This is a genomic window from Leclercia sp. GHBNCSD (genome assembly GCF_055805075.1).
The window spans coordinates 1,787,634-1,802,511 of the sequence record NZ_JBQVYO010000001.1 but is presented as its reverse complement, the minus strand read 5'-3'; the positions used below and the strand labels follow the sequence as shown (position 1 = coordinate 1,802,511).

Here is a 14,878-nt window from a genome sequence, read left to right as displayed (position 1 = left end):
GTGATCTCACGCTAAGTACGCTATTTAACTGCGATATTGAGCACGTTTTCGCGAGAATGATGCTGAAACGCGCAGATTCCAGGTGACAGGGTTTCGGATTTGGACTATTTCTAATGGTGCTCTTCTCGTCTATTTTTGCTAGGATTTGAGATTCGCCTCTCAATTTTCGAAAAAAATAAGGTGTTGGAATGTTTCTATCCGACCAGGAGACCTAATGATATCGACTCCCATTCGACGATATGGGGCTGCGATACTCATGTTACTCACCACGGCATTTTCTGGTGGGGTGCTTGCAAAGACGCACACGGATACAACGAGTAAGAAAGCCCACGTCATAAAGACGACAGCAAGTAGTAAGGTTAGCAGTAAACAAGAGTATTCTCGCAATAGTGCAAAGAGTAGTTCACTTCCTGATTTGCGAAAATACCCTTCCGGAACACCAAGGAAAAAAGCGTTTCTCCGGACGGTAATGCCTTACATTACAAGTCAAAATGCCGCGATTACGGCGGATCGTAACTGGCTTATTTCCAAGCAGTACGACAGCCGCTGGTCGCCGTCCGAGCGTGCGCGCCTGAAAGAGATAGCCAAAAACTATAAAGTGAGCTGGAACGGGAACACACGTCGTGTACCGTGGAACACCTTGCTTGAGCGTGTGGATATCATCCCAGGCAGCATGGTCGCAACGATGGCAGCAGCCGAAAGTGGCTGGGGTACCTCTAAGCTGGCTCGTAGCAATAACAACCTGTTTGGCATGAAATGTGCGAAAGGTCGTTGTAACAATGCGCCGGGCAAAGTGAAAGGTTACTCGCAGTTTGAATCGGTAAAAGATTCCGTGAATGCGTATGTTGTGAACCTGAACACGCATCCGGCCTATAAATCCTTCCGTAAGTCGCGTGCGCAGCTGCGTAAAGCAGATCAGGAAGTGACGGCGAGCACGATGATCCACAAGCTGAAAGGTTACTCAACCCAGGGCCAACGCTATAACAACTATCTGTTTGCGATGTACCAGGATAACCAGCGCTTAATTGCCGCTCATATGTAATCTTAAAAAAAGGCCTTCCATCCGGAAGGCCTTTTTTATTTATATCAGTACTTCACTGTAGCGATCGCGATACTCTTTCGGCGTGGTGTCATACTCTTTTTTAAAGACCGAATAGAAATACTGCAACGACGGATAACCGCACATCTGGGAAATCTCATTAATGGAGAGCGAGGTCGAAATCAGCAGGCTGCGGGCTTTCTCCAGTTTCTCTGCATGGATAACCGCATGGATCGTCTCGCCCACCTCTTCTTTAAAGCGCTTCTCCAGATTTGAACGCGAAATCCCTACCGCATCCAGCACCTGATCCACTTTGATGCCTTTGCAGGCGTGGTTACGAATGTAGTGCATGGCCTGAATGACGGCAGGGTCGTTTAGCGAGCGGTAATCCGTTGAGCGTCGCTCCACCACACGAACCGGTGGCACCAGCAGACGTTGCAGGGGAAGATTTTCGTTATCCAGCAGCCGGTGCAGCAGCTTGGCCGCCTGATAGCCCATCTGACGTGTTCCCTGCGCCACGGACGACAGCGCCACGCGTGACAGGTAGCGGGTGAGCTCTTCATTATCGATCCCGATGACGCACAGCTTCTCCGGCACCGGAATATGCAGATGTTCGCACACCTGCAGCACGTGCCGGGCGCGGGCATCGGTCACGGCGATAATGCCGGTCTGCGGCGGCAGGGTTTGCAGCCAGTCGGCGAGACGGTTCTGCGCGTGCTGCCAGTTTTCCGGGGCCGTTTCCAGCCCCTGATAAACCACGCCGCGATACTTCTCCTTTGCGACCAGCTGACAGAAAGCATATTCCCGTTCCGCCGCCCAGCGTTTTCCGCTGGAGGTGGGCAAACCATAAAAGGCGAAGCGGTGAACCCCTTTTTCTTTGAGATGTAGAAACGCGCTCTCTACCAGGGCGTGGTTGTCGGTGGCGATATAGTGAACGGCAGGGTAGTGTTCCGGCTGGTGGTAAGAGCCGCCGACGCCGACGATGGGGACGTCGACATCGACCAGCAGTTGCTGGATAACGGCGTCGTCAAAATCCGCGATGACGCCGTCGCCCAGCCAGTCTTTGATATTTTCGATTCGCGTGCGGAAATCTTCTTCGATGAAAATATCCCACTCGGATTGCGACGCCTGCAAATATTCCCCAACGCCCTCGACGACCTGACGGTCATAAGCTTTGTTGGCATTGAATAACAACGTAATGCGGTGACGCTTCTCAAACATGGCGCTATTTTTCCAGTATCAGTGACAGATGAAAAGGCATCCTCAGGCGCGCCGTTTGGTAGCGGAATCCATCCATACCGCCAGCAACAAAATGGCACCCTTGACGATATACTGCCAGAATGTCGGGACGTCCATCATACTCATTCCGTTATCCAGCGACGCCATAATAAATGCCCCCATAACTGCCCCTGCGACGCTACCGACACCTCCGGCAAGACTGGTTCCGCCGATGACACAGGCGGCGATGGCATCGAGTTCGGCAATATTCCCGGCAGACGGCGAGCCCGCACCCAGACGCGAGCTTAAGATCAGGCCCGCTACGGCAACCATCAGGCCATTAATGGCAAAGACGGCAAGTTTGGTGCGTTCAACATTAATACCTGACAGACGTGCGGCTTCAAGGTTGCCGCCGATGGCATAAATACGCCGGCCAAAGGCGGTGCGGGTCGCCATAAACATGCCTGCCAGTAATAACAGAACCAGTATCAGCACCGGCGTTGGCACGCCACGATAGTCGTTCAGCAGCCAGATTGCCCCCAGCACGATCACCGCCGTCAGCGCCTGACGCCCAACGACAGAGGTGGAAGGCGTTGTGGCTAACCCTAACGCCTGCCGGCGCATTCTGCCGCGCCATTGCCAGGCGACAAACGCCATCAGGCCAATCGCGCCGAGGGTAAAACCGACTCCGCCGGAGAGATAGCTCTGCCCAATCTGCGACATGGAGGCGCTGGTGGGGGAGACGGTGGTGCCGTTGGTGATACCAATCAGAATGCCGCGGAAGGCCAGCATTCCCGCCAGCGTGACGATAAACGACGGTACTTTGCGGTAGGCCACCCACCAGCCGTTCCAGGTGCCGAGCAGTAGACCGAGTAACAAGGTGACGACCACGGTGAGCGGCAGCGGCCAGCCCAGCCAGACGTCGAAAATCGCCGCCACGCCCCCCAGCAGGCCCATCATTGAGCCCACGGAGAGGTCGATTTCCGCGGAGATAATCACAAACACCATCCCCACCGCCAGAATGCCGGTAATGGCGGTCTGGCGCAGCAGGTTGGAGACGTTACGCGCGCTGAGATAGGAGCCGTCGGTCATCCAGGTGAAGAACAGCATGATCGCCACGATAGCGGCAATCATGACAAACACCTGCAGATTGAGCGCTTTTAGCCCGGAAAACAGACCCGGTGCGGGTGCCGTGACTTTTAACTCAGAGGGGTTGCTTTTCGACATGGCGTTCGCTCCTTAGTGCGGCTTCCATCACCTGTTCCTGCGTCAGGTTCTGGTTTATCAGGTTGGCTTTCAGTTTTCCTTCGTGCATCACCAGTACCCGGTCACTCAGACCCAGCACTTCGGGAAGCTCCGAGGAGATCACAATCACGGCGATACCCTGCTGGACCAGCTGGTTGATCAGCTTGTAGATTTCGTATTTCGCACCGATATCAATCCCGCGGGTCGGTTCATCGAGGATCAGAATGCGCGGGTTGAGCAACAGGCAGCGGGCGAGGATCGCCTTCTGCTGATTGCCCCCGCTCAGGCGGCCAATCGCCAGCTCCGGGGAGGAAGTTTTGACTTTCAGCTGCTGTAAAGAGTGAAGAATGCAGTGCTGTTCCGCGGCATCATCCAGACTGCTCAGCGTGCCGCTGAACTGATCTAATGCGGCAAGGGTGATGTTTTTGCCCACCGCCATCACCGGTACGATGCCATCTTTTTTGCGATCTTCCGGCACCATCGCGATACCCTGGGCGATGGCCTGCTGACAGTTTTTGATCTCTACCTGCTGCCCATCAATAAATATGCTGCCCTCCCAGCGGCCAGGCCAGACGCCGAACAGACACTGCACAGCCTCGGTGCGCCCGGCGCCAACCAGCCCGGCCACCCCCAGGATCTCACCGCGATGCAGCGAGAAAGAGACATCATTGACCCGTTTAATATGGCGATTCACCGGATGCCAGGCGGTAAGATGCTCCACGCGCAGCATCTCTTCCCCCAGGGTGTGGGGTTCGTTCGGGTAGAGCGCGGTCAGCTCACGGCCCACCATCATGGTAATAATGTCGTCCTCGCTCATCCCCTGCGCTTCCCGGGTGCCGATATGCTGCCCGTCGCGAATTACGCATACCGTGTCCGAAATCGCTTTCACTTCGTTGAGCTTGTGGGAGATATAAATGCAGGCAATCCCGTGGTTTTGCAGGTCACGAATGATGTCCAGCAATACCGCGGTTTCCTGTTCCGTCAGCGATGCTGTTGGTTCATCGAGGATCAGCAGACGCACCTGTTTGTTCAGGGCCTTGGCGATCTCCACGAGTTGCTGCTGTCCCAGACCTAAATCGCCCACCCGGGTGTCGGGGGAGATCGTCAGACTGACCTGCGCCAGCAGCTTCTCGCAGCGCAAGGTCATGGTGTCGTAATCCAGGACGCCGTGGCGGGTTACCTCGGCACCGAGGAAGATATTTTCCAGCACGGTCAGATGCTTCACCAGCGCCAGCTCCTGGTGAATGATGGCGATCCCTTTGCGCTCGGTGTCGCGGATATGCGTGGCCTGCAGCGTTTCGCCGGAAAAGACAATTTCACCCTCGTAGCTGCCGTGAGGATAGATGCCACACAAAACCTTCATTAAGGTGGATTTGCCCGAGCCATTTTCGCCGCATAACGACATGATCTCGCCGGGGTTTAAGCGCAGGCTGACGTTGTCGACGGCCTTCACCGCGCCAAACGCTTTGGTGATACTTTTCATTTCAAGTAAATAAGACATAACTGCTCCACATGACCCGAAGGAAAACAGTACAAGTCGATGTGCCCCCGCAAGCCGGGGGCGATGATGGATTACAGTTCGCTCTTTTTATGGAAACCGTCTTTCACAACGGTAGCGTCAATGTTCTCTTTATTGACTTCGATAGGGGTAAGCAGTCGGGAAGGCACATCTTTCAGGCCGTTGTTTAAGCTGGCGTCCGCTTTAGGCTGTTGGCCATTGCCAAGCTCAACGGCAATTTCTGCGGCGGTAGTGGCAAGCTCGGTGATCGGCTTATACACCGTCATGGTCTGGGTACCTGCCACAATACGTTTCACCCCGGCGAGGTCCGCATCCTGTCCGGAGATCGCCACTTTTCCGGCCAGCCCCTGGGCGCTGAGTGCCTGAATAGCGCCGCCTGCGGTCGCATCGTTAGAGGCCACCACGGCATCGATTTTGTTATTATTGGCGGTGAGGGCGTTTTCCATAATTTTTAACGCGTTTTCAGGTAACCAGCCGTCCGCCCACTGATCGCCAACGATCTTGATTTTGCCTTCATCAATATAGGGCTTCAGCACCTTCATCTGTCCGGCGCGGAAGAGTTTGGCATTGTTGTCCACCGGGGAGCCGCCCATCAGGAAGTAATTGCCCTGTGGAACTTTGGCGACCAGGCTTTGCGCCTGTAATTCGCCGACCTTTTCATTGTCGAAGGAAATATAATAATCAATGTCCGCATTATTAATCATGCGGTCGTAGGCCAGCACTTTAATCCCTTCGCGCTTGGCTTCTTTTACCACGTTACTTAAAACCTGACCGTTATAAGGAATAATAACCAGCACATCGACGCCGCGGTTTATCATATTTTCGATTTGCGACATTTGCGTTTCTTCATTGCCATTGGCAGACTGGACGAAAACTTTCGCGCCTAATGCTTCTGCCTTATTGACAAAAATATCGCGATCTTTTTGCCAGCGCTCCAGACGGAGGTCATCTATCGCCATGCCGATTTTAACTTCTTTTGCATGACTCGCCGTACTCGCCAGCAGCAGCGATGCACAAAGAGTGAGGCACAGGTTCTTTATCTTCATAATTGTATTGCCTTTTGTAGGGTTAGGTTGCTGAGATAAAAGAAACAATCATTGCAAGAGACGTAGCAAATTCTTAACGGGGAATGGCAGGCTGGCAATTACAGATTTTTATCTTCTCGTTATGATATTTGGTTTATTTTCGAATTTATGACCGCGATCGAATTTTAAATTACATAAGCTCTTAATTACACGTGATTATGGAATTTGTGCAGTGAAATTTGTTTGTCTGCAAATTGATTTTGCGAGCCAGCGCACGTTTGTGCATTCTCTCAATAGCAGTGTGAAATAACGTAATTGAGCAACCTGCGATCCCTATTCAGTATTACTCCAGTATCAACTCTTTGCTGTATCCCTGATTATGGAGCTCACTATGCAAGCTTATTTCGATCAACTCGATCGCGTTCGTTATGAAGGTCCGAAATCCTCAAATCCTTTAGCGTTTCGTCATTACAACCCGGACGAGCTGGTGCTGGGTAAGCGCATGGAAGATCACCTGCGTTTCGCTGCCTGCTACTGGCACACCTTCTGCTGGAACGGTGCCGATATGTTTGGCGTGGGCTCATTCGATCGTCCGTGGCAGCAGCCAGGTGAAGCGCTGGAGCTGGCAAAACGCAAAGCGGATGTCGCCTTTGAGTTCTTCCACAAGCTGAATGTCCCTTATTACTGCTTCCACGATGTGGACGTTTCACCGGAAGGCGCTTCGCTGAAAGAGTATCTGAATAACTTTGCGCAGATGGTCGATGTGCTGGCCGAAAAACAGCAGCAGAGCGGCGTGAAGCTGCTGTGGGGCACCGCCAACTGCTTTACCCATCCACGCTATGGCGCAGGCGCTGCCACCAACCCGGACCCGGAAGTCTTCAGCTGGGCGGCCACGCAGGTGGTGACGGCGATGAATGCCACCCATAAGCTGGGCGGGGAAAACTATGTGCTGTGGGGCGGACGTGAAGGCTACGAAACGCTGCTCAATACTGACTTACGTCAGGAGCGCGAGCAAATTGGCCGCTTCATGCAGATGGTGGTCGAGCATAAACACAAAATCGGCTTCCAGGGTACGCTGCTGATTGAGCCAAAACCGCAGGAGCCGACCAAGCACCAGTATGACTACGACGTGGCGACGGTGTATGGCTTCCTGAAGCAGTTCGGGCTGGAAAAAGAGATCAAGGTGAATATCGAAGCCAACCACGCGACGCTGGCGGGTCACTCGTTCCATCACGAGATCGCCTCCGCTATCGCGCTGGGCATTTTCGGCTCCGTAGATGCCAACCGCGGCGATCCGCAGCTCGGCTGGGATACCGACCAGTTCCCGGTCAGCGTGGAAGAAAACGCGCTGGTGATGTACGAAATTATCAAAGCGGGTGGCTTCACCACCGGCGGCCTGAACTTTGACGCCAAAGTGCGCCGTCAGAGCACCGATAAATACGATCTCTTCTATGGTCATATCGGGGCGATGGATACCATGGCGCTGTCGTTGAAAGTGGCTGCCCGCATGATTGAAGATGGCGAGCTGGATAAGCGCGTGGCGAAACGCTACGGCGGCTGGAACAGTGAGCTGGGTCAGCAAATTTTGAAAGGCCAGTTATCACTGACCGAACTGGCGAAGTACGCTGAACAGCATAACCTTGCGCCGCAGCACCAGAGCGGTCATCAGGAACTGCTGGAAAATCTGGTGAATCATTATCTGTTTGATAAGTAACCGGGTATTGCCGGGCAGCGCGACGCTTGTCCGGCTTACGGTTAGCCCAGGCCCGGAACCGCTGCAAGCGTCCGGGCATTTCTGTTAAAGGAGTCACCGCAATGTATATCGGGATCGATCTTGGCACATCGGGTGTGAAAGCCATTCTGTTAAATGAACAGGGCGACGTGCTGGCAACGCAAACAGAAAAACTGCACGTTTCACGGCCACACCCGCTCTGGTCTGAACAGGATCCTGAAGCCTGGTGGCTGGCCACGGATCGCGCCCTGAAAGCGCTTGGCGAGCAACACTCTCTGCGCGAGGTAAAAGCGCTGGGCATTGCCGGACAGATGCATGGCGCCACGCTGCTGGATAAGGATAACCGCGTTTTGCGCCCGGCGATTTTATGGAACGATGGCCGCTGCGGTGAAGAGTGCGCCCTGCTGGAAGAACGTGTCCCGGCCTCGCGGGAGATCACCGGCAACCTGATGATGCCGGGCTTTACCGCCCCGAAACTGCTGTGGGTGCAGCGCCATGAACCCGAAATTTTTAGCCAGGTAGCGAAGGTACTGCTGCCGAAAGATTATCTGCGGTTGCGCATGACCGGAGAGTACGCCAGCGATATGTCCGATGCCGCTGGCACCATGTGGCTCGACGTGGCAAAGCGTGACTGGAGCGAGACGATGCTCGACGCCTGCCATCTCACCCGCGACCATATGCCAGCGCTGTTTGAAGGCTGTGAGCAGACGGGCACGCTGCTGCCGTCGGTGGCGCAGCAGTGGAATATGCCGGCCGTTCCGGTCGTGGCGGGGGGCGGGGATAACGCCGCCGGCGCGGTTGGCGTGGGCATGGCCGATGCCGGGCAGGCGATGCTGTCGCTGGGCACCTCCGGCGTTTATTTCGCCGTGAGCGACGGCTACCGCAGTAACCCTGACAGCGCGGTGCACAGTTTCTGCCATGCGCTGCCGGGCAAATGGCATCTGATGTCGGTGATGCTCAGTGCGGCGTCCTGCCTGGACTGGGCGGCGAAACTGACCGGATTAGAGAGCGTGCCGGCCCTGCTCGATGCCGCGCAGCAGGCAAATGAAAACGCCGATACCGTCTGGTTCCTGCCCTATCTGTCCGGCGAGCGCACGCCGCATAACAACCCCCAGGCGAAAGGGGTGTTCTTTGGCTTAACCCATCAACACGGCCCGGCTGAGCTGGCGCGAGCGGTGCTGGAAGGGGTGGGCTATGCGCTGGCCGATGGGATGGATGTGGTGCATGAGTGCGGGTTACAACCATCCAGCATTACGCTGATTGGCGGGGGAGCGCGTAGCCCTTACTGGCGCCAGATGCTGGCGGATATCAGCGGGCAACAGCTCGATTACCGTACCGGTGGGGATGTCGGGCCTGCGCTGGGTGCGGCGCGGCTGGCGCAAATTGCAATGAATCCGGGCAACCCGCTGGCGTCGCTGTTGCCACAGCTGGCGCTTGAACAGCAGCACACCCCGGACCCCGATCGTCATGCCCGCTATGCCGGGCGTCGCGACGTGTTCCGCAAAATCTATCAGCAGCTTCTGCCACTGATGTCGTGATACAGCGCCGGGTAGCGGCTTCGCCTAACCCGGCCTATCCATCTCTATATTTTAAATAATTGATTCTAAATAATTATTTATTTGTATGGTTTTTTTCCGAATTCATACTTCTCCGTGTCCTTCATTTCAGTGGATCGCAAGACTTCATCCATAATGCCTTGTTCAGTTCCCTGGTGAGGTTTACGTGAAAATGGAAAGAGACGTGACAAATAGCTCCCCTGCTTATAATGCCGTATCCTGGCTTGCGCTTCTTGGTGGGATCATTAGTTATCTGGTTGGTTTATGGAATGCAGATATGCAGCTCAATGAGAAAGGGTATTACTTTGCGGTCATTATCCTTGGCTTGTTTTCTGCAGCCTCTTATCAGAAAACCGTTCGTGACAAATATGAAGGGATCCCGACGACGTCGCTCTACTATATGACGTGCCTTACGGCATTCATTATCGCCGTCGCGCTTTTAGTGGTGGGTTTGTGGAATGCCACTCTGTTGCTAAGCGAGAAGGGCTTTTATGGTCTTGCGTTCTTCTTAAGCTTATTTGGTGCGGTGGCCGTGCAAAAAAACGTGCGGGACAGTGCGGTGCAGACTTCGTCTGATACGATCGCAGAAGAGAAAGAGATCGCCTGATACAGCGCCCGGTGGCGCTTCGTTTGCACAGCCTTGCTTGCCCGGCAAGCGAAGCGCCGCCGGGCAAACAAGCCGCACACTCAGCTCACAAACCTGCGCGTATCAATGCGCTGTAGCAGCATCGACAGCAACAGGCTGACCGCCACCGTTATGGAGAAGATCCAGACGATATCCAGAAGCGGCCAGCTTTTTAACTCCACGCCACGGGTGCGCAGAGCGTGGATCACCAGCGCGTGAAAACCGTAGATCCCAAGCGAGTTCCGTGAAATTAACCCCAGCAGCGGCAGGGCGCGCGCATTGAGCGTGTTTTTCACCAGGGTAAATAACGAAACCGCGCAGATAAAGACCATCGGGCCGCAGTAGAGATACCAGGTATCGGCGAAGGTGCCACGCCACTGCAGTTCATGCAGCGTACCGCGGGAGATTATCGCCACCGCGGCAATAAACAGGGCGGCGCACAGGGCATTCAGCCAGCGTTTGCGGGTATCCATCATACCCAGGGCGCGGCCCAGCATGCCGTACAGCACGTAATAGAAGGTGTCGCCGTTGATATAGAGATTGATGGGCAGCCATTCAAACCCGCCCATTTTTTGCGAGACCGTATTGGGGTTCGCCAAGATGCCAATCACGACCATCAGCGCCAGCAGCATTTTGCCGCTCGTGCTTTTCACCTGCACCAGCGGGGAGAGCAGATAAATCACGATAATGGCAAAGAAAAACCACAGGTGATAGAAGACCGGCTTTTGCAGCAGGTATTTCAGCGACAGCTCGCTGTTGATCGAGGTAAAGAGCACGATATAAAGGAACGCCACGGTGCTGTAAAACAGCAGGCACAGACCGATGCGTAAAAAGTGGCGCGGTTGCGCGCTGCGTTCGCCAAAAAAGAGATAGCCGGAGATCATAAAAAAGAGCGGCACGCTCACCCGCGAGGCGGAGTTGAGCACGTTGGCGATATCCCAGTTTATAAGACTGACGGCGGGGGCGTTGGTGATATACCAGGTGGTGGTATGGATCATCACCACCATCAAACAGGCGATTCCCCGCAAATTATCAATCCAGTTAATTTTTTCCTGCATCCATCCCTCTGTTTACACATTAAAAAGAGTCTGACTGTGATAATGATTCAGACGCTCGTTGGAAAATTCTGAGTTTGCATCGTCCTGCTTGTGCCGGGGCGGTGAGATTCGCAGAATGCCGGGCCATAATCTATAAAGTTTAGAGTTTAAAAATAACAGCCACAGCAGAGGGCGGTAATATAAATGATGATGCGTGCGATATGGCTTTTGCTACCCGCGCTACTGGCCAGCTGTGCGGCTCAGGAGACCACCCCGGCGCAAAAAGCGCAAACCCAAAAAGTCAGCCCGGAGCGTTCCCTGGATATGGAACAGCTGTGTAAGGATCGGGCGGCCCAGCGCTACAATACCGGCGCGCAAAAAATCGACGTCACCGCCTTTGAGCAGTTTCAGGGCAGCTATGAGATGCAGGGCTTCACTGCCCGCAATGAGAGTTTCATCTGTTCTTTTGACGCAGATGGCCATTTTTTACACCTTTCGATGCGTTGAGATAGTCGCTTAATGTGGTGGCTGCGTCAGCAGGGCGCTGTCAGCTATGCTTATTTCCCAATTTTCCCTAAACAACCCCGTTTCGTACTGTATATCTTGCACTCAGCGGGTATACTGAACCCTTCCATTTAAAACCACACGTATCCAGCACGAAATACTATGCAAAAGTTTGATACTAAGACCTTCCAGGGCCTGATCCTGACCTTACAGGATTACTGGGCTCGCCAGGGCTGCACCATTGTTCAACCTTTGGACATGGAAGTGGGCGCCGGCACTTCACACCCGATGACCAGCCTGCGTGCACTGGGGCCAGAGCCGATGGCTACCGCCTATGTACAGCCATCCCGCCGCCCGACCGATGGTCGCTACGGTGAAAACCCGAACCGTTTACAGCATTACTATCAGTTCCAGGTGGTGATTAAGCCATCGCCAGACAACATTCAGGAACTGTATCTCGGGTCGCTGAAAGAGCTGGGTATGGATCCGACCATTCATGACATTCGTTTCGTGGAAGATAACTGGGAAAACCCGACGCTGGGTGCCTGGGGTCTGGGTTGGGAAGTGTGGCTGAACGGAATGGAAGTGACGCAGTTCACCTACTTCCAGCAGGTTGGCGGTCTGGAATGTAAACCGATTACGGGTGAAATCACCTACGGTCTGGAACGTCTGGCCATGTATATTCAGGGCGTAGACAGCGTTTACGACCTGGTCTGGAGCGACGGCCCGCTGGGTAAAACCACCTACGGCGACGTGTTCCATCAGAACGAAGTGGAACAATCCACCTATAACTTTGAATACGCGGACGTGGACTTCCTGTTCACCTGCTTCGAGCAGTATGAGAAAGAAGCCCAGCAGCTGCTGGCGCTGGAGACTCCGCTGCCGCTGCCTGCCTACGAGCGTATTCTGAAGGCCGCCCACAGCTTCAACCTGCTGGACGCCCGTAAAGCGATCTCCGTGACTGAACGTCAGCGCTACATTCTGCGCATTCGTACCCTGACCAAAGCCGTTGCAGAAGCTTACTATGCGTCCCGTGAAGCCCTTGGCTTCCCGATGTGCAACCGAAACAAATAAGAGGCGGCCATGTCTGAGAAAACTTTCCTGGTGGAAATCGGCACCGAAGAGCTGCCACCAAAAGCCCTGCGCAGCCTGGCTGAATCTTTCGCTGCGAACGTGACTGCCGAGCTGGATAACGCTGGCCTGGCACACGGTAAAATTGAGTGGTTTGCTGCCCCGCGTCGTCTGGCGCTGAAAGTGGCTAACCTGGCGGCGTCTCAGCCCGATCGCGAAGTTGAAAAGCGCGGCCCGGCGATTGCCCAGGCGTTCGACGCTGAAGGTAAACCAAGCAAAGCGGCAGAAGGCTGGGCGCGTGGTTGCGGGATTACCGTTGACCAGGCCGAGCGTCTGACCACCGACAAAGGCGAATGGCTGCTCTATCGCGCCCATGTGAAAGGCGAGAGCGCAGAAGCGCTGCTGCCGAACATGATTGCCACCTCGCTGGCGAAGCTGCCGATTCCCAAACTGATGCGCTGGGGCGCAAGCGACGTGCACTTCGTGCGTCCGGTTCACACCGTGACTCTGCTGCTGGGCGATACCGTTATTCCTGCCACCATTCTGGGCGTCGCGTCCGATCGCGTGATCCGCGGCCACCGCTTTATGGGCGAGCCGGGGTTCACCATCGACAACGCCGATCAGTACCCGGAAATCCTGCTGGAACGCGGTAAAGTCATTGCTGACTACGAACAGCGTAAAGCCAAAATTAAAGCCGATGCGGAAGAAGCGGCCCGCCAGATTGGCGGTAAAGCCGATCTGAGCGACAGCCTGCTGGAAGAAGTGACCTCCCTGGTGGAATGGCCGGTTGTGCTGACCGCGAAGTTCGAAGAGAAGTTCCTCGCGGTTCCGGCGGAAGCGCTGGTTCACACCATGAAAGGTGACCAGAAGTACTTCCCGGTCTATGCCAACGACGGCAAGCTGCTGCCGAACTTCATCTTCGTGGCGAACATCGAATCGAAAGATCCGGTGCAGATCATCTCCGGTAACGAGAAAGTGGTTCGTCCACGTCTGGCGGATGCGGAGTTTTTCTTCAATACCGACCGTAAAAAGCGTCTGGAAGATCACCTCCCACGCCTGCAAACCGTGCTGTTCCAGCAGCAGCTGGGTACCCTGCGCGACAAGACCGACCGTATTGCAGAGCTGGCCGGCTGGATCGCCCGTGAAATCGGTGCCGACGTTAACCACGCTACCCGCGCCGGTCTGCTCTCCAAGTGCGACCTGATGACCAACATGGTGTTTGAATTTACTGACACCCAGGGCGTGATGGGCATGCACTACGCGCGTCACGATGGCGAAGCGGAAGATGTGGCCGTGGCCCTGAACGAGCAGTATCAGCCGCGCTTTGCCGGTGACGATCTGCCGTCCAACCCGGTTGCCTGTGCTGTGGCGATCGCCGACAAGATGGACACCCTGGCGGGTATCTTCGGTATCGGGCAGCATCCGAAAGGGGATAAAGACCCGTTTGCGCTGCGTCGTGCTGCGCTGGGCGTGCTGCGTATCATCGTTGAGAAGAACCTGAACCTCGATCTGCAGACCCTGACGGAAGAAGCGGTGCGTCTGTACGGCGACAAGCTGACCAACACCAACGTAGTGGATGAGGTTATCGACTTTATGCTCGGTCGCTTCCGCGCCTGGTATCAGGACGAAGGCTATAGCGTGGACACCATTCAGGCGGTGCTGGCGCGTCGTCCGACCCGTCCGGCCGATTTCGATGCCCGTATGAAGGCGGTCTCCCACTTCCGTACCCTGGAAGCGGCATCTGCCCTGGCTGCGGCCAACAAGCGTGTCTCCAATATCCTGGCGAAGTCCGATGAAAAGCTGAACGAGCGAGTGAACGCCGCGACGCTGAAAGAGCCGGAAGAGATCGCTCTGGCGATGCAGGTTGTGGTGCTGCGCGACAAGCTGGAGCCAGTCTTCGCAGAAGGTCGCTACCAGGAAGCGCTGGTGGAACTGGCCGAACTGCGTGATGTTATCGACGCCTTCTTCGAGAAAGTGATGGTCAACGTAGAGGATAAAGATCTGCGTATTAACCGTCTCTCTATGCTCGAAAAACTGCGCGAGCTATTCCTGCGCGTGGCGGATATCTCGCTGCTGCAGTAAGGGCTTTTGCCCGGCGGCGCTACGCTTGCTAAAAAACCCGCTTCGGCGGGTTTTTTTATGGCGTGCCGTTGAAAATTTAACCTTGAAACCCTGAACAAAAACCCGCTATCCTGTCCCCGGTTACTTTTTTCCCTCTGGAGCGCCCCCCAAAAATGAACAAACACGACTGATGAATTTCGATCCTTGCTAAACGCCACCGCGTCGGCAGGGGATGTTTTGATTTCA

At 55.0% G+C, this 14,878-nt stretch carries 12 protein-coding genes; 7 read left to right on the top strand and 5 right to left on the bottom strand.

The genetic code is table 11. The features are described 5' to 3' along the window. Positions 1-214 precede the first annotated feature (214 nt). Entirely contained in the window at positions 215-1,042 is an 828-nt protein-coding gene (locus ACT3IC_RS08745) for a protein bax (protein ID WP_103177764.1), read from the top strand. A 39-nt stretch (positions 1,043-1,081) separates the two neighbouring features. Here the strand turns inward: ACT3IC_RS08745 and xylR are convergent, their stop codons facing one another. The 4 genes from xylR to xylF form a co-directional block, all read right to left on the bottom strand. Next, positions 1,082-2,260 carry a D-xylose utilization transcriptional activator XylR gene (gene xylR / locus ACT3IC_RS08740; protein WP_103177765.1) on the bottom strand — a complete coding sequence of 393 codons (1,179 nt, stop codon included), beginning with the start codon at positions 2,258-2,260 and terminating at the stop codon, positions 1,082-1,084. A gap of 42 nt (positions 2,261-2,302) precedes the next feature. Next, entirely contained in the window at positions 2,303-3,484 is a 1,182-nt protein-coding gene (gene xylH / locus ACT3IC_RS08735; protein ID WP_103177766.1) for a xylose ABC transporter permease XylH, read from the bottom strand. Continuing rightward, positions 3,462-5,003 carry a xylose ABC transporter ATP-binding protein gene (locus tag ACT3IC_RS08730; protein WP_473477157.1) on the bottom strand — a complete coding sequence of 514 codons (1,542 nt, stop codon included), beginning with the start codon at positions 5,001-5,003 and terminating at the stop codon, positions 3,462-3,464. Before ACT3IC_RS08730 ends, xylH begins: the two co-directional genes overlap by 23 nt. 71 nt (positions 5,004-5,074) lie before the next feature. After that, on the bottom strand, positions 5,075-6,067 hold the full coding sequence (gene xylF, locus ACT3IC_RS08725) for a D-xylose ABC transporter substrate-binding protein (protein ID WP_103177768.1): 993 nt from the start codon (positions 6,065-6,067) through the stop codon (positions 5,075-5,077). Positions 6,068-6,437: 370 nt separating this feature from the next. Here xylF and xylA point away from each other — a divergent pair, with 370 nt between their 5' ends. The 3 genes from xylA (at position 6,438) to yiaA (ending at position 9,941) form a co-directional block, all read left to right on the top strand. Further along, entirely contained in the window at positions 6,438-7,760 is a 1,323-nt protein-coding gene (gene xylA, locus ACT3IC_RS08720) for a xylose isomerase (RefSeq protein WP_114316199.1), read from the top strand. 101 nt (positions 7,761-7,861) lie between these two features. Further along, positions 7,862-9,316: a xylulokinase gene (gene xylB / locus ACT3IC_RS08715; protein ID WP_473477154.1), complete on the top strand. Its 1,455-nt coding sequence runs from the start codon at positions 7,862-7,864 to the stop codon at positions 9,314-9,316. A 202-nt stretch (positions 9,317-9,518) separates the two neighbouring features. Beyond that, positions 9,519-9,941 carry an inner membrane protein YiaA gene (gene yiaA / locus ACT3IC_RS08710; protein WP_473477151.1) on the top strand — a complete coding sequence of 141 codons (423 nt, stop codon included), beginning with the start codon at positions 9,519-9,521 and terminating at the stop codon, positions 9,939-9,941. Between the two features lie 80 nt (positions 9,942-10,021). Here the strand turns inward: yiaA and ACT3IC_RS08705 are convergent, their stop codons facing one another. Continuing rightward, a complete protein-coding gene (locus ACT3IC_RS08705; protein ID WP_473477148.1) occupies positions 10,022-11,017 on the bottom strand; it encodes an acyltransferase in 996 nt (331 codons plus the stop codon). A gap of 183 nt (positions 11,018-11,200) precedes the next feature. Between ACT3IC_RS08705 and ACT3IC_RS08700 the strand changes: the two genes are divergently transcribed. From ACT3IC_RS08700 to glyS, 3 genes are all read left to right on the top strand, one after another. Continuing rightward, on the top strand, positions 11,201-11,503 hold the full coding sequence (locus tag ACT3IC_RS08700) for a YsaB family lipoprotein (protein WP_103177773.1): 303 nt from the start codon (positions 11,201-11,203) through the stop codon (positions 11,501-11,503). Positions 11,504-11,662: 159 nt separating this feature from the next. Continuing rightward, positions 11,663-12,574 (top strand): glycine--tRNA ligase subunit alpha, encoded by a 912-nt coding sequence (gene glyQ, locus ACT3IC_RS08695; protein WP_003860141.1) that lies wholly within the window; start codon positions 11,663-11,665, stop codon positions 12,572-12,574. 9 nt (positions 12,575-12,583) lie between these two features. Further along, positions 12,584-14,653 (top strand): glycine--tRNA ligase subunit beta, encoded by a 2,070-nt coding sequence (glyS, locus tag ACT3IC_RS08690; protein WP_473477145.1) that lies wholly within the window; start codon positions 12,584-12,586, stop codon positions 14,651-14,653. Positions 14,654-14,878 lie beyond the last annotated feature (225 nt).

Bases quoted from the DNA above. Each gene is read 5' to 3' on its own strand.
- xylB (WP_473477154.1), top strand. From the start codon at position 7,862: ATGTATATCGGGATCGATCTTGGCACATCGGGTGTGAAAGCCATTCTG.
- glyQ (WP_003860141.1), top strand. From the start codon at position 11,663: ATGCAAAAGTTTGATACTAAGACCTTCCAGGGCCTGATCCTGACCTTA.
- xylA (WP_114316199.1), top strand. From the start codon at position 6,438: ATGCAAGCTTATTTCGATCAACTCGATCGCGTTCGTTATGAAGGTCCG.
- ACT3IC_RS08705 (WP_473477148.1), bottom strand. From the start codon at position 11,017: ATGCAGGAAAAAATTAACTGGATTGATAATTTGCGGGGAATCGCCTGT.
- xylR (WP_103177765.1), bottom strand. From the start codon at position 2,260: ATGTTTGAGAAGCGTCACCGCATTACGTTGTTATTCAATGCCAACAAA.
- ACT3IC_RS08730 (WP_473477157.1), bottom strand. From the start codon at position 5,003: ATGTCTTATTTACTTGAAATGAAAAGTATCACCAAAGCGTTTGGCGCG.
- glyS (WP_473477145.1), top strand. From the start codon at position 12,584: ATGTCTGAGAAAACTTTCCTGGTGGAAATCGGCACCGAAGAGCTGCCA.
- xylF (WP_103177768.1), bottom strand. From the start codon at position 6,067: ATGAAGATAAAGAACCTGTGCCTCACTCTTTGTGCATCGCTGCTGCTG.
- ACT3IC_RS08700 (WP_103177773.1), top strand. From the start codon at position 11,201: ATGATGATGCGTGCGATATGGCTTTTGCTACCCGCGCTACTGGCCAGC.
- xylH (WP_103177766.1), bottom strand. From the start codon at position 3,484: ATGTCGAAAAGCAACCCCTCTGAGTTAAAAGTCACGGCACCCGCACCG.
- ACT3IC_RS08745 (WP_103177764.1), top strand. From the start codon at position 215: ATGATATCGACTCCCATTCGACGATATGGGGCTGCGATACTCATGTTA.